22 protein-coding genes and 5 tRNA genes are annotated in these 23,698 nt (G+C 54.2%); 6 read left to right on the forward strand and 21 right to left on the reverse strand.

The genetic code is table 11. The features are described 5' to 3' along the window. Positions 1–74: 74 nt before the first annotated feature. The 11 genes from rplL to M2433_RS15060 all read right to left on the reverse strand — a co-directional run bounded on the left by rplL (position 75) and on the right by M2433_RS15060 (position 5,492). Positions 75–440 carry a 50S ribosomal protein L7/L12 gene (rplL, locus tag M2433_RS15010; protein WP_006176746.1) on the reverse strand — a complete coding sequence of 122 codons (366 nt, stop codon included), beginning with the start codon at positions 438–440 and terminating at the stop codon, positions 75–77. Positions 441–506: 66 nt separating this feature from the next. Beyond that, positions 507–1,004, reverse strand: coding sequence for a 50S ribosomal protein L10 (rplJ, locus tag M2433_RS15015; RefSeq protein WP_001207203.1), 498 nt, complete (start codon positions 1,002–1,004; stop codon positions 507–509). Between the two features lie 291 nt (positions 1,005–1,295). After that, positions 1,296–2,000, reverse strand: a complete 705-nt coding sequence (gene rplA, locus M2433_RS15020; RefSeq protein WP_006810530.1) for a 50S ribosomal protein L1 — start codon at positions 1,998–2,000, stop codon at positions 1,296–1,298. Positions 2,001–2,003: 3 nt separating this feature from the next. Further along, complete coding sequence (rplK, locus tag M2433_RS15025) at positions 2,004–2,432, reverse strand: 50S ribosomal protein L11 (RefSeq protein WP_008503452.1); 429 nt, start codon at positions 2,430–2,432, stop codon at positions 2,004–2,006. Between the two features lie 155 nt (positions 2,433–2,587). Beyond that, complete coding sequence (gene nusG, locus M2433_RS15030; RefSeq protein WP_002438628.1) at positions 2,588–3,133, reverse strand: transcription termination/antitermination protein NusG; 546 nt, start codon at positions 3,131–3,133, stop codon at positions 2,588–2,590. Position 3,134: 1 nt separating this feature from the next. Further along, the gene (secE, locus tag M2433_RS15035; RefSeq protein WP_014068449.1) at positions 3,135–3,518 is read right to left on the reverse strand and encodes a preprotein translocase subunit SecE; all 384 of its coding nucleotides are present in this window, start codon (positions 3,516–3,518) and stop codon (positions 3,135–3,137) included. Positions 3,519–3,746: 228 nt separating this feature from the next. After that, complete coding sequence (tuf, locus tag M2433_RS15040; protein WP_023309456.1) at positions 3,747–4,931, reverse strand: elongation factor Tu; 1,185 nt, start codon at positions 4,929–4,931, stop codon at positions 3,747–3,749. Positions 4,932–5,049: 118 nt separating this feature from the next. Next, positions 5,050–5,125, reverse strand: a tRNA-Thr gene (locus M2433_RS15045). Between the two features lie 6 nt (positions 5,126–5,131). Beyond that, positions 5,132–5,206: transfer RNA gene (locus tag M2433_RS15050), tRNA-Gly, on the reverse strand. Between the two features lie 117 nt (positions 5,207–5,323). Beyond that, positions 5,324–5,408 (reverse strand) — tRNA-Tyr (locus M2433_RS15055). 8 nt (positions 5,409–5,416) lie between these two features. After that, positions 5,417–5,492, reverse strand: a tRNA-Thr gene (locus M2433_RS15060). 317 nt (positions 5,493–5,809) lie between these two features. On the opposite strand from M2433_RS15060, the gene coaA reads away from it, so the two are divergent. After that, on the forward strand, positions 5,810–6,760 hold the full coding sequence (coaA, locus tag M2433_RS15065; protein ID WP_032654569.1) for a type I pantothenate kinase: 951 nt from the start codon (positions 5,810–5,812) through the stop codon (positions 6,758–6,760). A gap of 44 nt (positions 6,761–6,804) precedes the next feature. Here the strand turns inward: coaA and dppF are convergent, their stop codons facing one another. The 9 genes from dppF to M2433_RS15110 all read right to left on the reverse strand — a co-directional run bounded on the left by dppF (position 6,805) and on the right by M2433_RS15110 (position 17,373). Next, positions 6,805–7,818 carry a dipeptide ABC transporter ATP-binding subunit DppF gene (dppF, locus tag M2433_RS15070; protein WP_047347647.1) on the reverse strand — a complete coding sequence of 338 codons (1,014 nt, stop codon included), beginning with the start codon at positions 7,816–7,818 and terminating at the stop codon, positions 6,805–6,807. Beyond that, a complete protein-coding gene (dppD, locus tag M2433_RS15075) occupies positions 7,815–8,798 on the reverse strand; it encodes a dipeptide ABC transporter ATP-binding protein (protein ID WP_013094994.1) in 984 nt (327 codons plus the stop codon). The genes dppF and dppD overlap by 4 nt, the downstream gene beginning before the upstream one ends. Before the next feature lie 10 nt (positions 8,799–8,808). Then, entirely contained in the window at positions 8,809–9,711 is a 903-nt protein-coding gene (dppC, locus tag M2433_RS15080; protein ID WP_047347645.1) for a dipeptide ABC transporter permease DppC, read from the reverse strand. A gap of 9 nt (positions 9,712–9,720) precedes the next feature. Next, on the reverse strand, positions 9,721–10,740 hold the full coding sequence (gene dppB, locus M2433_RS15085; protein WP_045285992.1) for a dipeptide ABC transporter permease DppB: 1,020 nt from the start codon (positions 10,738–10,740) through the stop codon (positions 9,721–9,723). A gap of 161 nt (positions 10,741–10,901) precedes the next feature. After that, positions 10,902–12,509 carry a dipeptide ABC transporter periplasmic-binding protein DppA gene (gene dppA, locus M2433_RS15090; RefSeq protein ID WP_429055619.1) on the reverse strand — a complete coding sequence of 536 codons (1,608 nt, stop codon included), beginning with the start codon at positions 12,507–12,509 and terminating at the stop codon, positions 10,902–10,904. A gap of 620 nt (positions 12,510–13,129) precedes the next feature. Next, positions 13,130–13,206 (reverse strand) — tRNA-Pro (locus M2433_RS15095). A gap of 91 nt (positions 13,207–13,297) precedes the next feature. Further along, positions 13,298–14,992 (reverse strand): kdo(2)-lipid A phosphoethanolamine 7''-transferase, encoded by a 1,695-nt coding sequence (eptB, locus tag M2433_RS15100; protein ID WP_429055617.1) that lies wholly within the window; start codon positions 14,990–14,992, stop codon positions 13,298–13,300. A gap of 241 nt (positions 14,993–15,233) precedes the next feature. After that, on the reverse strand, positions 15,234–16,436 hold the full coding sequence (locus M2433_RS15105; RefSeq protein WP_429055615.1) for an L-lactate MFS transporter: 1,203 nt from the start codon (positions 16,434–16,436) through the stop codon (positions 15,234–15,236). 238 nt (positions 16,437–16,674) lie between these two features. Further along, complete coding sequence (locus tag M2433_RS15110; protein ID WP_429055612.1) at positions 16,675–17,373, reverse strand: autotransporter domain-containing protein; 699 nt, start codon at positions 17,371–17,373, stop codon at positions 16,675–16,677. 153 nt (positions 17,374–17,526) lie between these two features. Here M2433_RS15110 and tag point away from each other — a divergent pair, with 153 nt between their 5' ends. Further along, positions 17,527–18,108 carry a DNA-3-methyladenine glycosylase I gene (gene tag / locus M2433_RS15115; RefSeq protein ID WP_047347640.1) on the forward strand — a complete coding sequence of 194 codons (582 nt, stop codon included), beginning with the start codon at positions 17,527–17,529 and terminating at the stop codon, positions 18,106–18,108. Next, positions 18,086–18,532, forward strand: coding sequence for an N-acetyltransferase (locus M2433_RS15120; protein ID WP_429055609.1), 447 nt, complete (start codon positions 18,086–18,088; stop codon positions 18,530–18,532). Before tag ends, M2433_RS15120 begins: the two co-directional genes overlap by 23 nt. On the opposite strand, the gene M2433_RS15125 is transcribed toward M2433_RS15120, so the two are convergent. Then, positions 18,495–20,774, reverse strand: coding sequence for a molybdopterin guanine dinucleotide-containing S/N-oxide reductase (locus tag M2433_RS15125; protein ID WP_429055682.1), 2,280 nt, complete (start codon positions 20,772–20,774; stop codon positions 18,495–18,497). The two genes, M2433_RS15120 and M2433_RS15125, sit on opposite strands and share 38 nt — an antisense overlap. 212 nt (positions 20,775–20,986) lie before the next feature. Between M2433_RS15125 and M2433_RS15130 the strand changes: the two genes are divergently transcribed. The 3 genes from M2433_RS15130 to M2433_RS15140 all read left to right on the forward strand — a co-directional run bounded on the left by M2433_RS15130 (position 20,987) and on the right by M2433_RS15140 (position 23,698). Next, positions 20,987–21,649 carry an OmpA family lipoprotein gene (locus M2433_RS15130; RefSeq protein ID WP_429055607.1) on the forward strand — a complete coding sequence of 221 codons (663 nt, stop codon included), beginning with the start codon at positions 20,987–20,989 and terminating at the stop codon, positions 21,647–21,649. A gap of 179 nt (positions 21,650–21,828) precedes the next feature. After that, positions 21,829–22,845 (forward strand): LacI family DNA-binding transcriptional regulator, encoded by a 1,017-nt coding sequence (locus M2433_RS15135; RefSeq protein ID WP_047347637.1) that lies wholly within the window; start codon positions 21,829–21,831, stop codon positions 22,843–22,845. A gap of 103 nt (positions 22,846–22,948) precedes the next feature. Further along, positions 22,949–23,698, forward strand: a complete 750-nt coding sequence (locus M2433_RS15140) for a sugar phosphate isomerase/epimerase family protein (RefSeq protein WP_429055603.1) — start codon at positions 22,949–22,951, stop codon at positions 23,696–23,698.

Here is a 23,698-nt window from a genome sequence, read left to right on the forward strand (position 1 = left end):
GCGCAAAAAGGCTGGTGACTAAAAAGTCACCAGCCATCAGCCTAATGACTTAGGCTGCAACCAGAAAAGTTGGCTTATTTAACTTCAACTTCAGCGCCAGCTTCTTCCAGAGATTTTTTCAGTGCTTCTGCGTCGTCTTTGCTCACGCCTTCTTTCAGCGCAGCTGGAGCAGATTCTACCAGGTCTTTAGCTTCTTTCAGACCCAGGCCAGTTGCGCCACGTACTGCTTTGATAACAGCAACTTTGTTAGCGCCAGCAGCTTTCAGAATTACGTCGAATTCAGTTTTTTCTTCAGCAGCTTCAGCCGGGCCAGCAGCTACAGCTACAGCAGCAGCAGCAGAAACACCGAATTTTTCTTCCATTGCAGAAATCAGTTCTACAACGTCCATTACGGACATAGCTGCAACTGCTTCAATGATTTGATCTTTAGTGATAGACATTTAAATTGTTCCTGAAAATCAGAATAAGTTTATACGTAAGCGAATGCTTTATAAAGATAACTGCGATTAAGCAGCTTCTTTCGCATCGCGAACAGCAGCCAGAGTGCGAACCAGTTTGCCAGCCGAAGCTTCTTTCATGGTTGCCATCAGGCGTGCAATTGCTTCTTCGTAGGTCGGCAGGGTTGCCAGGCGATCGATTTGCGATGCCGGGATCAACTCACCTTCAAAGGCTGCAGCTTTGACCTCAAATTTTGCATTCGCTTTCGCGAACTCTTTGAACAGACGAGCGGCAGCGCCCGGGTGTTCCATAGAGTATGCAATCAGGGTCGGACCAACAAACGTGTCTTTCAGGCACTCGAACTGAGTACCTTCAACTACGCGACGCAGCAGGGTGTTACGAACAACACGCATGTATACGCCAGCTTCACGACCTGCTTTACGCAGTTCAGTCATTTTGTCTACAGTAACGCCACGGGAATCCGCAACTACTGCAGACAGCGCGCCTTTGGCTACTTCGCTGACTTCAGCAACAATCGCTTGTTTGTCTTGAAGATTTAAAGCCATTAGCTTTGCTCCTGGATGTTTGCCGGAACTCATGCTCCGGAACTCACTTCACTCAACCCAACGGGAAGAGCGTCTTAATACGGTGAGCAGAAACAAGCCAGAGTATCCAAAAATAATCTTAGCGTTCTGTCACCGTCTACGCAGGGGATTAAGTCTCTTGCGAAACACCTGCGGTCTTCGACGGAGGCCTGGATTAGGCCAGGCTCCAACGAACAAATCTTTTAGCCGCTAACTTTTGTTAGCAAACGTGGGGGTAAGATTGTAGACAAAATCACCGCCCACGTAAAGGCATTAGTTTGCAGCAGCGCTCAGGCCAGCCTGGTCAACTGCAACACCTGCACCCATGGTGGTGGAGATGCTAACTTTCTTGATGTACACGCCTTTCGCCTGAGTTGGTTTTGCTTTTTTCAGCGCAACCAGCAGAGCTTCCAGGTTTTCTTTCAGTTTGTCAGCGTCAAAGTCCACTTTACCGATGGTGGTGTGGATGATGCCGTTTTTGTCGTTACGATAACGAACCTGACCTGCTTTAGCGTTCTTAACCGCTTCAGCAACGTTAGGCGTTACAGTACCTACTTTCGGGTTAGGCATCAGGCCGCGTGGACCCAGAACCTGGCCCAGCTGGCCAACAACGCGCATTGCATCTGGAGAAGCAATAACAACGTCAAAGTTCATTTCGCCTTTCTTGATCTGATCAGCCAGATCTTCCATACCTACCAGTTCAGCGCCGGCAGCTTTAGCAGCTTCAGCGTTTGCACCCTGAGCAAATACAGCTACGCGAACGGAACGGCCAGTACCGTGTGGCAGTACAGTTGCGCCACGAACGTTCTGATCGGATTTACGCGCGTCGATGCCGAGGTTAACGGCAACGTCAACGCTTTCAACGAACTTAGCAGTTGCCAGTTCTTTCAGCAGAGCGATAGCTTCGTTGATGTCGTACTGTTTGGTCGCATCAACTTTGTCACGGATCACGGACATGCGCTTGGTCAGTTTAGCCATTTCTTAGTCCTCCACTACCAGGCCCATGGAACGTGCAGTACCTTCGATTGAGCGAGTCATCGCTTCAATGTCGGCACCAGTCATGTCGGCAGCTTTGGTCTGCGCGATTTCCTGCAGCTGAGCGCGGGAAATTTTACCCACTTTGTCTTTGTTCGGTTTACCGGAACCAGACTTGATACCAGCCGCTTTCTTCAGCAGAACTGCTGCTGGAGGGGTTTTGGTAACGAAAGTGAAAGAACGGTCAGCGTAAACAGTGATTACGACTGGGATTGGCAGACCTTTTTCCAGGGATTCAGTTTTTGCGTTGAACGCTTTACAGAATTCCATGATGTTCACACCCTGCTGACCCAGAGCTGGACCAACTGGTGGACTTGGGTTCGCCATACCAGCTGCAACCTGCAGCTTGACGTAGGCTTGTACTTTCTTAGCCATTCTAAAATCCTCTGATTGGGTAATAGCGCCTCAGGAAGGCTCCCCGTGAATAAAATTCGTTTTACGGGCCGGGCCCATAAAAACAAAAGGCGCGAAATTGTATTCCAATCTCGCGCCTTGTGCAACGATTAAATCGTCGCTTTTTTGATCGCTGCTTAGGCTTTTTCTACCTGAGCAAAGTCCAGTTCTACCGGGGTCGCACGACCGAAGATAGAAACAGAAACTTTCAGGCGGGACTTCTCGTAGTCCACTTCTTCAACCACACCGTTAAAGTCAGCAAACGGACCGTCGCTAACACGAACCATCTCACCCGGTTCAAACAGCGTTTTCGGACGCGGCTTATCACCCACCTGCTGCAGGCGGTTCATAATCGCATCAACTTCTTTGTCGCTGATTGGCGCCGGACGGTCAGACGTGCCGCCGATAAAGCCCATCACGCGCGGTACGCTGCGCACCAGGTGCCAGCTCGCGTCGTTCATCACCATCTGAACCAGCACGTAACCCGGGAAGAATTTGCGCTCGCTTTTGCGACGCTGGCCGCCACGGATCTCGACCACTTCTTCGGTCGGGACCATAACTTCGCCAAACAACTCTTCCATATTATGTAATTTGATATGCTCACGCAGCGACGTTGCTACGCGGCCTTCAAAACCGGAAAACGCCTGAACGACGTACCAACGCTTTTTAGGGGCTTCAGACATCTTAGAACCTCAGGCCAGTGATAAAGGAAACCAGGCGAACCAGAATACCATCCAGTCCCCACAGGATCAGTGACATTACCGCAGTCACAGCAGCCACAATCAGAGTGGTGTGCAGTGTTTCCTGGCGAGTTGGCCAAATCACCTTGCGGACTTCGGTACGCGCTTCACGTGCAAAAGCAACGGTTGCCTTACCTTTAGTCGTTAACAGCGCGACACCGCCCGCTGCAGCAATCAGAATCACCACTGCCAGCGCGCGGAGCGGCAGCATCATGTCACGATAAAGATAGTTGCCAACGATTGCCACAATCAGCAGCACGGCAACAGCGACCCACTTCATCGCTTCCAGGCCGCGCCCGCTCCCTTGAGCTTCGGTATTCGCACTCATAAACCAACCTGTCAGAAGAATTCTACAAATAATTTCACCCCGCGATTGCGAGGCGACCAAATCGATACGCTTAATCCCTTTACGGATTATACGCTCTCTGCAGAGCCTGTCTCAGCAATGATTATGACAAAAATAATCACTGATGAGCCAGGTTCTGATGTGAAAGCGTGCAAAAAGGGCATCAAATGATGCCCTTTTCATGCGCATTGCGTCAAATGTTATCAGCAATTAGCCGAGAACTTTAGCAACCACGCCAGCACCAACGGTACGACCACCTTCACGGATTGCGAAACGCAGACCGTCGTCCATCGCGATTGGGTGGATCAGAGTCACAACCATCTTGATGTTGTCGCCTGGCATTACCATCTCAACGCCTTCTGGCAGTTCGATGGTACCGGTCACGTCAGTTGTACGGAAGTAGAACTGTGGACGGTAGCCTTTGAAGAACGGAGTATGACGGCCGCCTTCGTCTTTGGACAGGATGTACACTTCAGATTCGAACTTGGTGTGTGGCTTGATTGAGCCTGGCTTCGCCAGTACCTGACCACGTTCGATTTCTTCACGTTTGATACCACGCAGCAGAACACCAACGTTCTCACCAGCACGGCCTTCATCCAGCAGTTTGCGGAACATTTCAACGCCAGTACAGGTAGACTTCGCAGTCTCTTTGATACCAACGATTTCAACTTCTTCACCAACTTTGATGATACCGCGCTCTACACGACCGGTAACAACGGTACCACGACCGGAGATGGAGAATACGTCTTCGATTGGCAGCAGGAATGGCTTATCAATCGCACGCTCTGGTTCTGGGATGTAAGAATCCAGGAAGCCAGCCAGTTCGATGATTTTCGCTTCCCACTCTGCATCGCCTTCCAGCGCTTTCAGAGCAGAACCACGAACGATTGGGGTATCGTCGCCTGGGAAGTCGTACTGAGACAGCAGTTCACGAACTTCCATCTCTACCAGTTCCAGCAGCTCTTCGTCATCAACCATGTCGCATTTGTTCAGGAACACGATGATGAAAGGAACGCCTACCTGACGACCCAGCAGGATGTGCTCACGAGTCTGAGGCATTGGGCCGTCAGTCGCAGCAACAACCAGGATCGCGCCGTCCATCTGCGCAGCACCGGTGATCATGTTTTTAACATAGTCGGCGTGGCCTGGGCAGTCTACGTGTGCGTAGTGGCGAGTCGGGGTGTCGTATTCAACGTGGGAAGTGTTGATGGTGATACCACGAGCTTTTTCTTCTGGTGCGTTATCGATCTGGTCGAATGCACGAGCAGAACCACCGTAGGTTTTTGCCAGAACGGTAGTGATTGCAGCGGTCAGCGTTGTTTTACCATGGTCAACGTGGCCGATAGTACCGACGTTAACGTGCGGTTTTGTACGTTCAAACTTTTCTTTAGACATCGATTGTCCCTCTAAGACACGGATAAATCGGTGATATCACCACATCAACCAGGCGAAATGCCTGAATTGTTGAATACAGTAAAATTGAAACAGAGAGAAACGGGAAGGAGAAGTGAAGTGGTGCTGATACCCAGAGTCGAACTGGGGACCTCACCCTTACCAAGGGTGCGCTCTACCAACTGAGCCATATCAGCACGTATTGGAGCGGGCAGCGGGAATCGAACCCGCATCATCAGCTTGGAAGGCTGAGGTAATAGCCATTATACGATGCCCGCATCCTGAAACTCGGCTACCCAGTTCTTTCTGTAACAAAAAAAGAGATTTCTCTCTTTTTCAGTTTGAGCTGGCTAATTTTTCCAACCAGCTCCGGCGGCATTTACGCTGCCAGAAAGTGGTGGTGGGGGAAGGATTCGAACCTTCGAAGTCTGTGACGGCAGATTTACAGTCTGCTCCCTTTGGCCGCTCGGGAACCCCACCGGACTTGATGGTGCCGACTACCGGAATCGAACTGGTGACCTACTGATTACAAGTCAGTTGCTCTACCTACTGAGCTAAGTCGGCATCAAGTAGCGCGCATTCTATGGATACCTGCGCAGTCATGCAACTAAAAAATTGCATAAAACGTTCTTTCGCTCACATTTTATGCGAACAACGTGCCAGGCGCTGTAAAAGTAGTCATTCACGGTCAAATATTCAACATATTAGCGTGATTTGCATCGTATACACCGTAGCGTGACGGCTTCCGCGTAACGCAGCGCTATCCATCTTTTTTCTTATTATTCCCGTCATCTGGTGTTAACCTCCTGCCCATTGTCCAAAATTAACTGTGTGATGAGCCACGATCCGGCAGTGTGATGCTGGCTCACTGAAGCATGCTTATGAGCAAAAAAGAGCAAACGTTAATGACGCCTTATCTTCACTTTAACCGCAGCCAGTGGGCTGCCCTGCGTGATTCCGTCCCTATGACGCTGACGGAAGGTGAAATCGCACGGTTAAAAGGGATAAACGAAGATCTGTCCCTGGAAGAGGTGGCAGAGATTTATCTCCCCCTCTCTCGCTTGCTTAACTTCTATATCAGCTCTAACCTGCGCCGTCAGGCTGTGCTGGAGCAGTTCCTCGGGACGAACGGTCAACGCATTCCTTATATTATTAGTATTGCCGGCAGCGTGGCCGTAGGTAAAAGCACCACCGCGCGTGTCCTGCAGGCGCTGTTGAGCCGCTGGCCGGAACATCGCAGCGTAGAGCTGATCACGACAGACGGCTTCCTGCATCCAAACGAAGTATTAAAAGAACGCGGGCTGATGAAGAAGAAGGGCTTCCCGCTTTCTTATGATATGCACCGTCTGGTGAAATTTGTTTCCGACCTGAAATCTGGCGTGCCACACGTGACTGCGCCGGTCTATTCGCACCTGATTTACGATCGCATCCCGGACGGGGATAAAACGGTAGTTCAGCCGGATATTCTGATTCTGGAAGGTCTGAACGTGCTGCAAAGCGGGATGGACTATCCTCACGATCCCCATCATGTCTTTGTCTCGGATTTCGTCGATTTCTCTATTTATGTCGATGCGCCGGAAGACCTGCTGCAGAACTGGTACATCAACCGCTTCCTGAAGTTCCGTGAAGGGGCGTTCACCGACCCGGACTCCTATTTCCATCACTATGCTCAGCTTTCTGAAGAAGAAGCGATCAACGTGGCGACGGGACTCTGGAATGAGATCAACTACGTGAACCTCAAAGAGAACATCCTGCCAACGCGCGAGCGCGCGAGCCTGATCCTCACCAAGAGCGAGAAGCACGCTGTGGATCAGATTCGCTTGCGGAAATAATAAAGCAGACATAAAAAAAACCGGCTTAGCGCCGGTTTTTTACTTTATGCCTGTGGCTTCTCGCCATTTTCGTCCTGGTCGACCGCGAAGCAGGCGACCAGTTGACCGCCATAATCCTTCAGCTGTGGCTGTAGCTGGGTGCAAGGGCCAAAGCGGCGACTGCAGCGGGCGTTGAATGCACACCCCGGAGGTGGATTCAGCGGGCTTGGCAGCTCGCCCGTCAGCTTAATGCGCTCACGACGATCGTCAGGGTTCAGTCGCGGCGTCGCAGACAGCAGCGCCTGGGTATACGGGTGACGAGGGTTATTAAAGATCTGATCTTTACTCCCCTTCTCCACGCAGCGCCCCAGGTACATCACCATCACCTCATCGGCAATATGCTCCACCACCGACAGGTCGTGGGAGATGAACACATAAGACAGCCCCAGCTCCTGCTGGAGATCCATCATCAGGTTCAGCACCTGCGCACGGACGGAAACGTCGAGCGCCGAGACCGGCTCATCGGCAATCACCACGTCCGGATCGAGCATCAGCCCCCGCGCGATAGCAATACGCTGACGCTGCCCACCGGAGAACATATGCGGATAGCGGTCATAATGCTCGGTTTTAAGGCCGACCTTCGCCATCATCGCCAGCGCTTTTTCACGGCGCTGCTCTTTGCTCAGATTGCTGTTAATCAGCAGCGGCTCTTCCAGAATCTGCCCCACTTTTTTACGCGGGTTCAAAGAACCATACGGGTTCTGGAACACAATCTGAATTTTCTGGCGACGCAGCTTCTGCGCCTGCGGATCGTGCTTGAGCAGATCCTGCCCCTGGTAATAAAGCTCCCCGCCGGTCGGTACTTCAATCATCGTCAGCAGACGGCCCAGGGTGGATTTACCGCAGCCTGACTCCCCCACCACCGCCAGCGTTTTACCGCGTTCGAGATTAAAGGAGACACCGTCCAGCGCTTTCACCAGGCGCTCAGGGGCAAACAGCCCCTTCTTCACCGGGTAGTATTTTTTCAGGTCGATAGCCTGCAACAGCGGCTGTTGCGTGGTGGCCTGTTGCGTACTCATAGTGTTGGCCTCCCGGCATCATCGAGTGGGTAGTGGCATTTCGACTGACGGCCGTCAGCAAGCTGATTCAGCTCTGGCTCTTCTGCCCGGCATTTATCTGTCGCATACGGACAGCGCGGATTAAGCAGACAGCCCTGCGGACGGTCATATTTACCCGGTACCACGCCCGGCAGCGACGCCAGACGCGCTTTGTCCTGAGCAAACTCCGGCAGCGCACGTAAAAGCGCCTGGGTATACGGATGACGCGGCGCGCGGAAGATATCGTGCGAACTTCCGGTCTCGACCACCTGGCCGGCATACATCACGATGATTTTGTGCGCCGCTTCGGCCACCAGCGCCAGGTCGTGCGTAATCAGCACCAGCGCCATATTCTCTTTCTGCTGCAGCTCCAGCAGCAGTTCGATGATTTGCGCCTGAATGGTCACGTCCAGCGCCGTCGTCGGTTCATCTGCAATCAGCAGTTTTGGTCGACAGGCAATCGCCATCGCGATCATCACGCGCTGGCTCATCCCACCGGAAAGCTGATGCGGGTAAACGTCCAGACGCGATGCCGGGTCAGGGATCCCCACCTGGTTCAGCAGATCGATAGCACGCTGGCGACGGGTTTTCTTATTCCCGCCCTGATGCACCTTAATCGCTTCCATAATCTGGAAACCAACGGTGTAACACGGGTTCAGGCTGGTCATCGGGTCCTGGAAAATCATCGCCACTTCCGCACCCACCAGCTGGCGGCGCTGTTTTTCAGAAATGCGCTTCAGGTCCTGACCGTTGAACTGCAGGTTTTCCGCCATCACGCGGCCCGGGTAATCAATCAGCCCCATGATCGCCAGTGAACTGACCGACTTACCAGAACCGGACTCCCCGACAATGCCAACTACTTCGCCCTGATTGACGCTGTAGCTGATGCGGTCCACGGCGCGAAACGGAGTGCCTTCATCCCCGAAGTGCACCGATAATTTATCTACATTTAATAACGCCATCTCGTGCCTCTTACTGCTTCAGTTTGGGGTCAAGTGCATCACGCAGACCATCACCCATCAGGTTAAATGCCAGCACCGTCAGCAGGATTGCCAGACCCGGGAAGGTGACAACCCACCAGGCGCTTTGTGCGAACTGCAACACGTCGGAGAGCATGGTGCCCCACTCCGGTGTTGGCGGCTGCGCACCCATGCCCAGGAAGCCAAGAGCGGCCATATCAAGAATGGCGTTAGAGAAACCAAGCGACGCCTGAACAATCAGCGGCGCAAGGCAGTTAGGGAAGATATTGACGAACATCTGGCGCATCGCGCCCGCACCCGCCACGCGAGATGCCGTGACGTAATCTCGGTTTACTTCTACCAGCACCGCCGCACGGGTTAAACGTACATAGTGAGGGAGCGCCACGAAGGTCAACGCCAGCGCGGCGTTACCAATTGACGGGCCGAAGATTGCCACCAGCACCAGCGCCAGCAGCAGGCTTGGCAGCGCCAGCATGATATCGACGATACGCATGATAATGTTATCAACAATACCGCCGAAGTAACCGGCAACCAGACCGAGCACGATCCCCATGATCAGGGATAATACCACCACCAGGCAGCCGACCAGCAGCGACAGACGCGCGCCGTACATCAGACGCGACAGCACATCGCGGCCCACATCATCGGTACCTAACAGGTGCGTCAGGCTACCGCCGTCCTGCCACGCAGGGGGGGCCAGCAGCGCATCGCGGAACTGGTCCGCCGGGTTATACGGCGCCAGGACGTTCGCAAACACCGCGATCAGGATCATGATGACGACATACACCAGCCCGACTACCGCACCTTTATTGCGTTTGAAGTAGTGCCAGAATTCCTGCAGCGGCGTCATTGGCACCGGAGCTGCGACCACTTTATTTTGAGTGACTTGTGACATGATGGCCCCTTACTTCTTATGACGAATACGCGGGTTCACCACGCCGTAAAGCAAATCGACCAGCAGGTTGACGAGGATAATCATCGTCGCGACCAGCAGTACACCGCCCTGCACAACCGGATAATCACGGCGTTGCAGCGCGTCAATCAGCCAGCGACCCAGGCCCGGCCAGGAGAAGATGGTTTCGGTCAGGATCGCCCCCGCCAGCAGTGTCCCCACCTGCAGACCAATAACGGTCACCACCGGCAGCATGGCGTTACGCAGCGCATGAACGATGATGACGCGCATACGCGTCAGGCCCTTGGCGCGCGCGGTGCGGATATAATCCTCGCCCAGCACTTCCAGCATGGATGAACGGGTCATACGCACGATCACCGCCAAAGGGATGGTACCCAGCACCATGGCAGGCAGGATCATATGCGCGACGGCATCAATGAAGTTGCCCTCTTCACCCCAGATAGCCGTATCAATTAGCATAAATCCGGTGAGTGGATTGGAGTCATCCAGGAAGACCATATCGCTGACGCGCCCGGAGACCGGTGTCAGGTTAAGCTGCACCGACACCAGCATGATCAGCATCATGCCCCACCAGAAGATAGGCATGGAGTAGCCGGTCAGCGCCAGGCCCACGGCAGTATGGTCAAAAATAGATCCACGCTTAACGGCAGCCAGCACCCCAACAGGAATACCCACCGCAGTGGCGAAAATCATGGCGCAGACGCCAAGCTCCAGTGTCGCTTTAAAACGCGGCACGAACTCGTCCCACACCGGAAGACGGCTTTTCAGCGAAATGCCTAAGTCGCCGTGCATGACGCCCCAAATATAATGGAGGTACTGCTGCCACATCGGCTTATCGAGGCCGAGTTCAGCCAGCAGCTGTGCATGACGCTCAGGGGAAATACCACGCTCACCCGCCATAATCATTACCGGGTCGCCGGGGATCATATGGACGAAGGCAAAAGTGAGAAGGGTGATACCGATAAACGTGGGGATAACAAGTCCCAGACGTCGGAGGATGAACTGCAACATAACCCGGATTCTCTCTGATGACGCCCAACCAATGGCGTGACGTCTGTATTGCTCACAAATGTAAATTCCCTCTCCCTGTGGGAGAGGGTTAGGATGAGGGGATGCATGCACGGCCCTCACCCCTGCCCTCTCCCACAGGGAGAGGGAGAACACCCTACTGATTATTCAACAGATACGTTTTCGAAGTGGTGTTTGCCCAGTGGATCAACCACGTAGCCCTTCACTTCTTTACGCACTGGCTCGTACACGGTGGAGTGAGCAACAATCAGCGCCGGAGCCTGATCGTGCATAACAACCTGAGCCTGCTTGTACAGTTCAATACGTTTGTTGTGATCGTCGGTTGCACGCGCCGGCTGGATCAGGTCTTCAAACGGCTTGTAGCACCAGCGAGAGTAGTTAGAGCCGTCTTTCGCAGCAGCACAGCTGAACAGGGTGGCGAAGAAGTTGTCCGGATCCCCGTTATCACCGGTCCAGCCCATCATTACCGCCTGGTGTTCACCCGCTTTGGCACGCTTCAGATACTCGCCCCACTCGTAGGTCACAATCTTGGCCTGAACGCCAATCTTCGCCCAGTCAGCCTGAACCATTTCTGCCATACGGCGTGCGTTCGGGTTGTACGGACGCTGTACAGGCATCGCCCACAGCTCAACGGTAAAGCCTTTATCCTGACCCGCTTCTTTCAGCAGCGCTTTCGCTTTCTCAGGATCGTAGCTGTAGTCTTTAACGTCGTCGTTATAGCCCCACATGGTTGGTGGGATCAGGTTTTTAGCTGCAACGCCAGCGCCCTGGTAAACCGCCTTGATGATCGCTTCTTTGTTCACCGCGTAGGTCAGCGCCTGACGCACTTTCACGTCATCAAACGGTTTCTTCTCGGTGTTGAAGGAGAGGTAGCCCACGTTCAGACCCGCCTGCTCCAGCAGGTTGATGTTCTTATCCTGCTTCATGCGAGCGATGTCAGCCGGGTTCGGGTATGGCATAACCTGGCATTCGTTTTTCTGCAGTTTTGCATAGCGCACTGACGCATCAGGCGTGATGGAGAAGACCAGACGGTCGATCTTCGGCTTGGTGCCCCAGAAGCCTTCGAACGCTTTGTACAGAATACGGGAGTCTTTCTGGTACTGCAGCAGCTGGAATGGACCGGTACCGATTGGGTTCAGGTCAACTTTCTCCGGCGTACCGGCCTTCAGCATGTTGTCCGCGTACTCTTTGGACAGAATAGAGGCGAAGTCCATGGCCAGGTCAGCCAGGAATGGCGCTTCCGGGCGAGTCAGCACGAACTGAACGGTTTTATCGTCAACTTTTTTCACTTCAGAGATCAGGTCGGGAAGACCCATCCCTTCGAAGTACTCATAGCTGCCGCCAGACACTTTGTGGTACGGGTTCTGGGCGTTTTTCTGACGATCGAAGGAGAACACAACGTCGTCGGCGTTAAGGTCGCGCGTTGGTTTGAAATCTTTGCTGTCCTGCCACTTCACGCCCTGGCGCAGGTGGAAGGTATAGGTTTTACCGTCTTCGCTGACCTCCCACTTCTCGGCCAGACCCGGAATCACTTCCGTGGTACCGGTTTTGAATTCAACCAGACGGTTATAGATCGGTACAGAGCTTGCGTCGTAAGTCGTACCAGAGGTAAAGAGCTGTGGGTTAAAGCCTTCCGGCGAGCCTTCAGAACAGTAAACCAGGGTTTTTGCCTGTACGCTTGCTGCCACGGTCATAGCCACCAGGCTCAGACCAAGCTTCAGCATCCCTGACTTCTTCAAGGAAATACTCATTATTCTGCTCCAATGTGATGTTTTGCTTTGTTGTGTTACGCCGCCAGACCTTTATTTATTTTTTACCCGGTCCGGTCGGTGATGCCCGAAGGCTTTAAAGGGATGGAGAATCCTTTCAGAAGAGCGTTTGAGTTGCAGCGCAGATCGTCCCTGAAATGCCCCTCATGCCCTACAATCTGTCAACAGAATGTGAAAACGTCAATACAGGTGACGGGGATTTACGCTGAGTGTGAGAAACCGCAAACAAAGATTAAAAAAACTATGTACGCCAGTTTTCAGCAGGGAAATTTATGCTACTCGCCATCTTGCAGCACAAATATCTTCATATTTCGCAACAATCAGTGATTAACTTTTATTCAGAATGGGTAAATTTTCTTGCAGAATGGTGATTATCTGAGCACTAAATACCGCGAACGTTAAAGCGCACAGCGAAAAATGCTGAGGTTATCTATAAGCAACGCGAAAAAAGATCAATCTATATATAAAAAAATACAATGGATTATGTCACAAAATCGTTAACAGGCAGGGGGAAGCAGGTCTAAGGGGTATTTTGATGACTCTGGCGGGCTAAGGTCATAATGCAAAAAGGGCTAACCTTACGGTTAGCCCTTTTCAGAATGTGGTCGGCGAGAGAGGATTCGAACCTCCGACCCACTGGTCCCAAACCAGTTGCGCTACCAAGCTGCGCTACTCGCCGAATGCGGAGCGCATCTTACTGCTGGGGTGCGCCCCCGTCAATCCCTTATTTTCAAAAAGCCATTCAACTGGCGATATTCTCGCCAGGCGAGCTATTGCGCGGCTTTCTGGCTGCTTTCAGGCAGTTTACACCAGTTGTTATTTTCGTTAAGACCACCGTTCGGAGAGGTATAGCCCAGGCAGCCTAAAATGGTGTCGTACAGCTCAACGTGACGACGCGGCACCTTCATATCCGCCTCTTTCTTCAGTTGAGCAAACATCTTCGCTTTGTCAGGATTCTCAAGATACTTATCCGACATCCACATAATCATCGGCACGCGGAACTGTTCCGGTGGTGCCAGCTTGCGTGGCGTACCGTGCAGATGCTCTTTCTCGTTGATGGACTCACCGTGGTCCGCCGCATAGATAACAATCGCTTTTTTATCGCGCAGCTGGTCAATCACGCGGCTCAGGAAAGTATCAACATAAAGCACCGAGTTATCGTAGGCATTGATCAGTTCCTGCTTGCTACAGTCTTTGTTAATACCGACGCACTCAGGTTGCCACTTCGCAAAATCGCGCGTGTAACGCTGGTAATAGCTGTAATGTGACCCTTTGGTATGCAAAATGACAAGATGTTTGCCCTGCGGATGATTCTTCAGAGACTGGGCCATCTCATCAAGCAGCAGCATGTCATCCACGTTTTTACCTCGGTTACGAGGCTCGGCTCCAATCTGCTCACGATACGCGATGTTATCTGCCAGAGTATTGGTGTAGAACCACATCTCACTTTGCATAGCGTACAAATCGGAGCTAAATCCAAGCTGCTTCAGCACGGCAAAGACGTTCTGCTCTTTAAGGGTACGCTGCGGATTATCGCTGGCACCGCCTTCACGCACGAACATACAGCGCAGTGAGAGCTTCGTGGCGGTATCGCACGAATACCCCCGGTAAGCCACCAGGTTCTTTTCCTGCGCCAGTTTTGGCGTGGTATCGCGGTCATATCCCAGAATACCCATATGATCCCAGCGCGTCGTTTCACCTATGACAAAGACGACGTACATATCATCCACTCCATCGGCTGGCGGCTGGTATTTAAATTTTTTCACCGGGTTGAACAGCGATTTCACATCACTGGATTCATCCGCCTGCGCCCAGGCATACAGTCCTAATGCTGACAGCCAGTTGGACGGCAAATACGAATTCGCCACCACGCCGCCATAGCTTGGCATATCCACACCCGTCGCTTTTTCAATGCGCTTTTGCTGTTTTTCCATCAAGCGAATCGGTGCCCAGACCAGTAATCCGGCCAACAGGACAACGGCGATATTCCGGATCCGCTGCCCGCGCGTGCGCAGCTGGCGTAACAACGTATAGCGGCAGGTATTACTCCAGATAAAGAAGAGCGGTATCAGACAGGTTAAAACCGTCCAGACGATAAAGCCCTTACCTACGACCTCTTTCGAGAGATCGATATCGGTGGTCATGACTGACGCCACAATCCCATAGCCAATGACCACATTCATAAAGGTCATGTAATAGCTTGCGGCGGCAGAAATAATGACAACCAGTGAAGCCAGAATTTGCCAAGGGCGTCGGCCAAAAAGGGAAAGCAGACGTAACAGGAAGAAGGTAGCGAGGATGGAACCGAACACTTCAATTGCAGCAAAAATTCCATTTCTTACGGTGAGGTGCTCGAAATAACCTTCCACTCGTCTGAACAGCACCGCGCCATTCAGAAATAAACCGATATAGACAGCCAGCATCAGACACAATCTTTGCTGGGTAAGAGACCTAATGTATTTCATGCAAACAACCCTGGGGGAAGGGGTATAGAGACCCGCCGACTCTCATTGAGAAAACAGACAGAGTAAGTATGTGCGTAGGAAAGCGTTATCAGAAACGTCTACAAGCGCGGTAAGTAGACCACAGCGGGAGAGAAAAGTGGCAGCAGAGAATGTGATCCGTGCAAATTTTTACAAAAAAGCAAGTCAGAAAGCGTATCCCACAGCGCAAAAAAAAGAGGCCATTACGGCCTCTCCTTATTCGTTAAGCATGCGCTTCTTTAAATACTTCTCGCTGCGGCTGACGAATCGTCGTCGACAGCGCCAGAGAGATAATCAGCAAGGCAAATATCACGCAGAAAGTGACATAGAACCCACCGAACAGGGAAGCAATCAGCGAGCCGCAGATACTGCCAATCCCGAAGCCCAGATAGATCACGCCGTAGTTTTTCGCCAGATTGTTCAGGCCAAAGAACTCGCTCACCAGTGACGGGAAGACGGTAATGGTACCGCCAAAGTTAAAGGCCACGCAGGCAATCGCCGCAAAGAAGGTCGCTTCGTTCAGCGGGGCAAACAGGAGAGCCGCCATACCGACCAGCGAAACCACCTGCCCGATAGTAATCACACGGATACGGGCGATTTTGTCAGAGAGAATACCAAGCACCAGACGACCGGAGAGGTTGGCAATGGAAATCACGGTCACCGCATTGGCCGCCGTGGCCGCATCCAGTTTCACCATCCCTTGGGCAATGTCCTTCGCCACGCCGATGACATACAGACCGCTCATGCAGGCCGTCAGGAACATCACCGCCAGCATCCAGTACTGCGGTTTACGCATGGACTGCGCGAGGGTGAAGTCATTCTCCACCACACCGTTCACGGACTTGACCTCCTGCTGCGGCGCATCTTTCATCAGCGTGGCGCCGAACAGGATCATCACCAGAACGATTGCGCCCCAGATCATAAAGGTTTTTTCGAGGCCAACGGACGCCAGCAGGTGGGAGTCGATAAATTTGAAGCCGAGGCTGCCCAGACCATAAGAACCAATCGCAAACGCGGAGATCAGACCTTTACGCTCCGGAAACCACTTCACGCAGTTCGACAGGGTCAGCAGGTAACCTGCGCCATCGGCCAGCCCCACCAGCACGCCGGCGCTCAGCCACAGCATCATCAGGTTGCTGGAGTGCGCCGTGAGGAAAAAGCCAATACCCAGCAGAATGCCGGACGCCATGGTCACACGCTTCACGCCAAAACGCTCCTGCAGCTTGCCCGCAACGGAAGACGAAATCGCCAGGCCCAGGCTCAGCAGACCAAAGGAGAACGCGACCTGGCTGACCGGTGCGCCGAGTTTGTCGGAAAGCGCACTGTTAAACAGGCTCCAGGTATAGACCGAACCCAGCGCAAACTGGGTGACGATGGTGCCAAAGAGCGTAAGCCAGCGCGTGCGGTTATAAGTTGATGTGTTCATGGCAGTTGTCCTGCAAGAAAAATTAAGGAAGTTCGCTGAGGACAACGATAAACAAAACCTTAAAACGCCTGGGGTAAAACGGCATGAAATGCAGGCGGAACGGAATGAAATGCCTGGAATCGGGAATGAATGACCTGGCGCGGGAATAAAGCGACAGTGTGTTAGTGCCCGCTATCGCTGTACCCCCCGCGGTTGTTGTATTCAGGATGTTATCGTAACGTTTAAAAAAGTAACAACTCTAAAAATTTGCACTGACGCCCAGGGAGTACAAAAACTCCTCACCGGTAGCGGCATGTTCCCCCTGAGCGAGCGATGCATAAGCCGCAACATGAGTGGTAAACGGCATATCCGTTCCAACGGTCACATCCATCCAGCTACCGTTTTGCGCTGGGGCTGGCGTTTGCGGCATGCCAAACTGCGATTTCCACTGGTTTTCACCAAACTGCTGGTTGTAGCTAATCTGCGCCCAGGGACGCAGATCGCCATACTGGGTATTCATTCGCCACCCGAGCGTGCTGACGCTGGCATGCCAGAGCGGGTCGGTGAGCGCTTGCGTCGTCACGCTATCACCAAACTCGTTGATCATCATGGGAACCGTGCCGTCATAACGCCACGCCACCACCGGGCCGGTGGTGATACGCGCTGAAACCGGAAAATTCCAGCCCACGCTCATTGCACCGTCCATCGTCGTGCCAGACGGTACATTCAGGGCAAGGCCTGGCGCATTTTGTGAAGTCTGAATACGCTCCGCAAGAATATCCTCATAACGCGGTTGGTGATCCGCGTCCCATGTATAGCGTTCCGCCGTATTATTTTGTGCGTCTGAAACGATATATTCCTGTTGCCAGGCATACGCTGAATTACATATAAACAGGCAGGCTGAAATCCCCACCAGGCCAGAAACAGCATGGCGACCACTGATTTTTTTTATCATCATCAACGCGACCCCAGAGAGAGCCGAATTCGGCGATATTTGTCGTTATTCAGGAAGAGCTTATAGCCCTGTATTAACTATTGTCTTTATAGTAAACACGTCAAGCCAGTCAGGATGAAAATTTTGCGAAATCAGTATCAATAAGGGAGATTACGGATGGAACGTTGCGGTTGGGTAAGCCAGGATCAGCTTTATATCGACTATCACGATCGGGAATGGGGCGTGCCGGAAACCGATGGTAAAAAACTCTTTGAGATGATCTGCCTGGAGGGCCAGCAGGCGGGCCTGTCATGGATTACGGTACTGAAGAAACGCGAAAACTATCGTAACGCCTTTCACCAGTTCGATCCTGTCGCCGTCGCCGCCATGACCGATGAGGACGTGGAGCGACTGGTGCAGGATGCCGGCATCATCCGCCATCGCGGTAAGATCCAGGCCATCATCGGTAACGCACGCGCTTACCTGGCAATGGAACAAAACGGCGAACCGTTCTCAGACTTTGTCTGGACCTTTGTGAATAACGATCCGCAAATCACGCAGGCCGCCACGCTCGCGGAAATTCCCGCCTCCACCCCGGCTTCGGATGCGCTCTCGAAAGCGCTAAAAAAACGCGGCTTTAAGTTTGTCGGCTCCACCATCTGTTACGCCTTTATGCAGGCCTGTGGCCTGGTCAACGACCATGTTACCGGCTGCTTCTGTCATCCGGGAGACCATCATGATCCGCAAATGGCAAAGTGAGAATACCGCGCCGCTTCTGCGCCTATGGCTGGAAAGCACTGCAGAAGCGCATCCGTTTATTGAGGCGAGCTACTGGAAAGAGAACGAGGCGATGGTGCGGGACGTTTACCTGCCGTCAGCTGAAACCTGGGTCTGGGAACAGGATGGCGAACCTTGCGGTTTTATCAGCGTGATGCAGTCGCAGTTTGTCGGCGCACTGTTTGTCGCACCGGCGTATATCGGCAAAGGCATCGGGCGCGCGCTGCTGAACCACGTTCAACAGCGCTTCCCGCACTTAAGCCTGGAGGTGTATCAGAAAAATATCCGGGCGGTGAATTTCTACCACGCTCAGGGCTTTCGTATTGAAGACAGCGCCTGGCAGGATGACACCCAGCACCCGACCTGGATCATGAGCTGGCAGGCGGATCAAACGCCGTTAAGGTAAGCTCGGGACCCTCATATTTCTCAACCCAGGCCAGCGCCGTGTTTCCTGCGCAACCATTCCCCAGCTTCGAGCTGGGGAGATCTTTGGTCAGCACGTTAACCGCCCCGTTTTTACAGATCCCGCCTTCGGTTGGCTCCAGATCAGGCCACGCGCCCTGGTGAATACAGACAACGCCCGGCTTAATCCCGTCGCTGACCACCGCCCCTGCCAGCACCTGTCCACGCTGATTCCATACACGCACCACGTCACCGCCGACAATCCCGCGGGCTTTTGCATCAAGAGTATTTAGCGTAATCGGCTCTCGTCCTGCAACTGCATACTGCTCACGCAGCGACGTGTAGTTAAGCTGGCTGTGCAGACGATGCGCGGGATGGGCTGACAACACCTGCAGCTGCTCCGGCTGAGCGTTACCGTGCCACTCGTCCGGCTCGAGCCACGTAGGATGCGGCGGGCAGTCGGCATAGCCAAAGCTGGCAATGCGCTCGCTGTAGATCACTATCTTTCCGCTTTCGGTTTTCAGCGGGTGATTCTCCGGGTCGCGGCGGAAATCGGCAAAACGGACAAACTGCGCGTTCTGCTCGCTCTCCGGCATCTCGACGATCTGGTTCGCCTCCCAGAACTGGGCAAATGGCGGAAGCGTTACCCCCTGCGCCGCACCGCGCTGCCCGGCAATCTGATAGAAGGTTTCCAGCCATTCGAGGTCAGTTTTCCCCTCGGTGAAACGCTCCCGGCCGCCCGCTTCCCACAGCTCGCTCAGTTCAGCAAACACGTCGAAATCATCACGTGCTTCATCACGCGGCGCCACGACGCGCTTCATCGGGACCATATGCTGGTTGCTGTAGTCGCCGGTCATGGTGAGATCGTTACGCTCAAACGAGGTGGTCGCCGGCAGCACAATATCGGCATGCTTAGCCGAGCCGGTCCAGAAGCACTCTGAGATCACCACCAGCTCCGGCTTTTGCCAGGCACGGATCAGGCGATTGGTATCCTGATGGTGGGTGAAGTTCGACCCGCCCGCCCACCAGACAAACTTAATATCCGGGAAGTGGCGGTCCAGACCATTGTGCTGATAAAAACCACCCGGGTTTTCCAGAGCTTCAACAATACGCGCCACCGGGATTTTATCCACGGCATCCACGCCTCCCTGCACCGAGCCTTGAAGAGAAGCCAGCACGGCGGCTTTACGGGTGGGGTTACCGCCGTTCGCAAAGTGATAGGAAAGCCCAAAACCCCCGCCCGGCGTACCGATCTGTCCAAGCATCGCGGCAAGCGTCACCAGCATCCAGTGTTTTTGCTCGCCAAACTGCTGGCGCTGCATCCCCCAGCCAGACATTAACATCGTGGTATTTTTATGGAACAACGTCGCCAGCTCGCGGAGTTTGTCCGCAGGAATGCCGCAAATCCCGGCCGCCCATTCTGCTGTTTTCGCTACCCCATCGGATTGCCCCGTCAGATATTCAGCAAATTTATCGAAGCCGGTGGTACAGCGCGTCAGAAATTCGACATCGTGCCAGCCGTTTTCGATCAGCGTATGGGCGATACCCAGCATCATCGCCACGTCGGTGCCCATATGTGGGGCAATCCACTCGGCGCTGTCGCCGAAGAACTCCATGGTTTCAGAACGCATCGGGTCAATGCAGATGATGCGCTTGCCGCTTTTGCGCAGCGCGTCGAAATAGGGAATGCCCTGCTCATCGCTGGCATTCCAGGCAATTTTCAGCGTATTCAGCGGGTTGGCACTCCACAGCACCACCACGTCGGTATGCTCCAGCACCAGAGGCCAGCTGGTCTGCTGCTGGTACACTTCGTTCCCCCCCACGACGTACGGCATGATCGCCTGCGCCGCACCGGTTGAATAATCCCCCAGATGACCGGTATAGCCTCCCGCCAGGCTCATATAGCGCTGCAGCAGCGTCGAGGCCTTGTGCAGCACGCCGTTAGAACGCCAGCCGTAGGATCCGGCGAAAATGGAGGACGGACCGTAACTGTCGCGAATGCGCTTGTGCTGGGCGTGGATCAGCGCCAGCGCGTCATCCCAGCTCACGCGAACAAATTCATCCTGACCACGAATACCCTGCGGGTTGTCCGGCGAGGCCAGAAAACCTTTACGCACCATCGGCCAGCGCACGCGCGTTTTGCTGTGCACCTGATCGCGAACGACGGTCTGTAAGGAGTTGGGATGTTGGGTTGGCAATGCCCCGCGAGACGACAGAACATTTTTGCCGTCGGTTTCGACCAGCATCGGCCCCCAGTGGGCGGCGGTCAGAATGGTTTTCGTTGAGGTGCTCAAGCGTGCGCTCCTGGTTGCGTGCAGGTTTTACGGCCTTCTTGTTGAGGCAGTTTATGGTTTGTCACAAATTTCAGAGTTATACCCGGAATTTTCTCCGTATCTGGACGTCATAATCAACTGCCACGCTCGCCGTGGCAAAGAATAAAAAGGATTAAGGAAAGAAGATGAAAAAACGCGTACTCGTTATTGCCGCTCTGGTGAGCGGTGCACTGGCTGTTTCTGGCTGCACAACCAACCCTTACACCGGCGAACGCGAAGCGGGTAAATCCGGTATCGGCGCAGGTATCGGCTCGCTGGTAGGCGCAGGCGTTGGGGCGCTCTCCTCCTCCAAGAAAGACCGCGGCAAAGGCGCGCTGATTGGCGCAGCGGCAGGCGCAGCGCTGGGCGGCGGCGTGGGTTATTACATGGACGTGCAGGAAGCGAAGCTGCGCGACAAAATGAAGGGCACCGGCGTGAGCGTAACGCGCAGCGGCGATAACATCATTCTGAACATGCCAAACAACGTGACCTTTGACAGCAGCAGCGCGACGCTGAAACCGGCCGGCGCGAACACCCTGACCGGCGTGGCGATGGTGCTCAAAGAGTACAACAAGACCGCCGTGAACGTGACGGGCTATACCGACAGCACCGGCAGCCAGGATCTGAACATGCGTCTGTCCCAGCAGCGCGCCGATTCCGTGGCCAGCTCGCTGATCGCCCAGGGCGTTGAAGCGAACCGCATCCGCACCAGCGGCATGGGCCCTGCCAACCCTATCGCCAGCAACAGCACGGCGGAAGGCAAAGCGCAGAACCGTCGCGTTGAAATTACGTTAAGTCCAATTCAGTAGGTAAAAGCAAAACGGCAACCCCGTTGCCGTTTTTAGTGTTTGCGCCCTCTCCCGGGGGAGAGGGTTGGGGTGAGGGCATCAGACCGCAACCTCCGGTAAGCGCAGCGCCACCGGGCAAATTACTTGATTCGCCAGATTTTCCCGCTAAGGTATTCTCACTAAATTCAGGGAAATCAGCGATGAGCAAACCAGCCCGGGCCACCATCAGCGACGTGGCGAAAGCCGCCAAAACCGGTAAAACCAGTATTTCGCGCTACCTTAACGGCGAGAAACACCTGTTGTCCGACGCATTGCTGGCGCGTATTGAACAGGCGATTGCCGACCTCGACTACCGTCCCAGCCTCATGGCGCGCGGGCTCAAACGCGGCCGCACCCGCCTTATTGGCCTTATCATCGCCGATATCACTAACCCCTATTCCGTTAACGTGCTTAGCGGTATCGAAGCGGCCTGTCGCGAGAAGGGCTTCACGCCGCTGGTCTGTAATACCAACAACGAAGTCGACCAGGAGCTGCACTACCTCGATCTGCTGCGCAGCTACCAGGTGGAAGGAATTGTGGTCAACGCGGTGGGCATGCGTGAAGAGGGTTTAAATCGCCTGCAGCAGTCCTCCCTACCCATGGTCCTCATCGACCGTAAAATTCCGGAATTTGCCTGCGATGTGGTCGGCCTGGATAACGTTCAGGCAGCCACAACCGCCACCGAACATCTGATCGAACAGGGCTTCGAAGCGATTCTCTTTCTGAGCGAGCCGTTAGGCATGGTTAACACCCGTCGCGAACGTCTGGGCGCATTTCGCGCCACGCTGGAGCGATATCCCGGCGTGATCGCCGAAAATGCCGAAACCCCGCTTCACGAAGCCGGGCAGCTCGACAATACCCTGCGCCAGTTCCACACTCGCCATCGCGGGATGCGCAAAGCCGTTATCTCCGCCAACGGGGCGCTAACCCTTCAGGTCGCCCGCTCGCTCAAGCGCATTGGCCTGCACTGGGGCAGCGACATCGGTCTGCTGGGGTTTGATGAACTGGAGTGGGCGGAACTCGCCGGCGTCGGCATTACCACCCTCAAACAACCCACCTGGCAGATTGGCTATGCTGCTGTAGAACAAGTGGTTCGTCGTATTGAAGGCACCAGCGATGCCGTTCGCGAGCAGGTCTTCTCCGGCGAGCTGATCGTTCGCGGCTCCACCGCGCGTTAATTTTCCCTTGTGATACCGATCATAAATTCAACATCCTGACCTTTTCTTTGGAACCGGTTCCATCTAGCGTAATAGTATTGACAGGTTGCGATGGAGTCCGACGATGGACAGGAAAATTATGGTAGTCACCGCCGCGTATGGGGCGGAACAGGTGCGACAGGCAGGCGGTCAGCGGGCGATGCTTCCCGTTATTGCCGGCGCGGGGGCAGACGGCGTGGAGATCCGCCGCGAACTGTTCAACAGCGAAGAGCTGCTGGCACTGCCTGCGCTGGGTGAATCCATTGAGCTGCTGGGCCTGCTGGCGTGCTACTCCGCCCCTGCGGCCCTGTTTATGCCGGACGGCACCCTCAACCCGGACCTGCCCCGCTACCTCTCTGAGGCCAACACCCTGAACGCGCTGTGGCTCAAGGTTTCCCTGGGCCATTTTAGCGACGCGCAGCCTCTCGAAGCTCTGCGTACGCTACTGAACGCAAGCGGCATGGCGCTGGTCGTGGAGAACGATCAGACCGACTGCGGCCAGCTCGCACCCATGCAGCACTTCCAGACCGCCTGTCGGGAAATGGCGCTCCCCGTCACGCTGACCTTCGACATGGGTAACTGGCTGTGGGTTGGCGATTCGCCTGAAGAGGCCGCACGCCATCTGGCCTCTGCCGTGAGCTATATCCACGTGAAAGCCGCCGTGCCGCATAAAGATAACTTCCGCGCCGTGGCACCGGACCACGCCGATGCGCGCTGGCTGGATCTGCTTAGCCAGCTGCCAGCCGATGCCCCGCGCGGTATCGAGTTCCCGCTGGAAGGGGCGGATTTAACCGCCGTTACCCGCCATTACGTCAACCTGCTGCGCGAGGAGTAA

The sequence above is a fragment of the Enterobacter sp. AC1 genome, from assembly GCF_050434705.1.
Lineage (GTDB): Bacteria > Pseudomonadota > Gammaproteobacteria > Enterobacterales > Enterobacteriaceae > Enterobacter > Enterobacter cloacae_L.

Excerpts from the sequence above, each read along its gene's own strand:
- dppA (WP_429055619.1), bottom strand. The coding sequence starts at position 12,509 with ATGAGTATTTCCTTGAAGAAGTCAGGGATGCTGAAGCTTGGTCTGAGC.
- M2433_RS15110 (WP_429055612.1), bottom strand. The coding sequence starts at position 17,373 with ATGATGATAAAAAAAATCAGTGGTCGCCATGCTGTTTCTGGCCTGGTG.
- rplL (WP_006176746.1), bottom strand. The coding sequence starts at position 440 with ATGTCTATCACTAAAGATCAAATCATTGAAGCAGTTGCAGCTATGTCC.
- eptB (WP_429055617.1), bottom strand. The coding sequence starts at position 14,992 with ATGAAATACATTAGGTCTCTTACCCAGCAAAGATTGTGTCTGATGCTG.
- M2433_RS15130 (WP_429055607.1), top strand. The coding sequence starts at position 20,987 with ATGAAAAAACGCGTACTCGTTATTGCCGCTCTGGTGAGCGGTGCACTG.
- rplJ (WP_001207203.1), bottom strand. The coding sequence starts at position 1,004 with ATGGCTTTAAATCTTCAAGACAAACAAGCGATTGTTGCTGAAGTCAGC.
- M2433_RS15135 (WP_047347637.1), top strand. The coding sequence starts at position 21,829 with ATGAGCAAACCAGCCCGGGCCACCATCAGCGACGTGGCGAAAGCCGCC.
- M2433_RS15105 (WP_429055615.1), bottom strand. The coding sequence starts at position 16,436 with ATGAACACATCAACTTATAACCGCACGCGCTGGCTTACGCTCTTTGGC.
- dppB (WP_045285992.1), bottom strand. The coding sequence starts at position 10,740 with ATGTTGCAGTTCATCCTCCGACGTCTGGGACTTGTTATCCCCACGTTT.
- M2433_RS15140 (WP_429055603.1), top strand. The coding sequence starts at position 22,949 with ATGGACAGGAAAATTATGGTAGTCACCGCCGCGTATGGGGCGGAACAG.
- tuf (WP_023309456.1), bottom strand. The coding sequence starts at position 4,931 with ATGTCTAAAGAAAAGTTTGAACGTACAAAACCGCACGTTAACGTCGGT.
- dppF (WP_047347647.1), bottom strand. The coding sequence starts at position 7,818 with ATGAGTACGCAACAGGCCACCACGCAACAGCCGCTGTTGCAGGCTATC.
- rplK (WP_008503452.1), bottom strand. The coding sequence starts at position 2,432 with ATGGCTAAGAAAGTACAAGCCTACGTCAAGCTGCAGGTTGCAGCTGGT.
- secE (WP_014068449.1), bottom strand. The coding sequence starts at position 3,518 with ATGAGTGCGAATACCGAAGCTCAAGGGAGCGGGCGCGGCCTGGAAGCG.
- coaA (WP_032654569.1), top strand. The coding sequence starts at position 5,810 with ATGAGCAAAAAAGAGCAAACGTTAATGACGCCTTATCTTCACTTTAAC.
- dppD (WP_013094994.1), bottom strand. The coding sequence starts at position 8,798 with ATGGCGTTATTAAATGTAGATAAATTATCGGTGCACTTCGGGGATGAA.
- tag (WP_047347640.1), top strand. The coding sequence starts at position 17,527 with ATGGAACGTTGCGGTTGGGTAAGCCAGGATCAGCTTTATATCGACTAT.
- nusG (WP_002438628.1), bottom strand. The coding sequence starts at position 3,133 with ATGTCTGAAGCCCCTAAAAAGCGTTGGTACGTCGTTCAGGCGTTTTCC.
- M2433_RS15120 (WP_429055609.1), top strand. The coding sequence starts at position 18,086 with ATGATCCGCAAATGGCAAAGTGAGAATACCGCGCCGCTTCTGCGCCTA.
- dppC (WP_047347645.1), bottom strand. The coding sequence starts at position 9,711 with ATGTCACAAGTCACTCAAAATAAAGTGGTCGCAGCTCCGGTGCCAATG.
- rplA (WP_006810530.1), bottom strand. The coding sequence starts at position 2,000 with ATGGCTAAACTGACCAAGCGCATGTCCGTGATCCGTGACAAAGTTGAT.
- M2433_RS15125 (WP_429055682.1), bottom strand. The coding sequence starts at position 20,774 with ATGCTGGTCGAAACCGACGGCAAAAATGTTCTGTCGTCTCGCGGGGCA.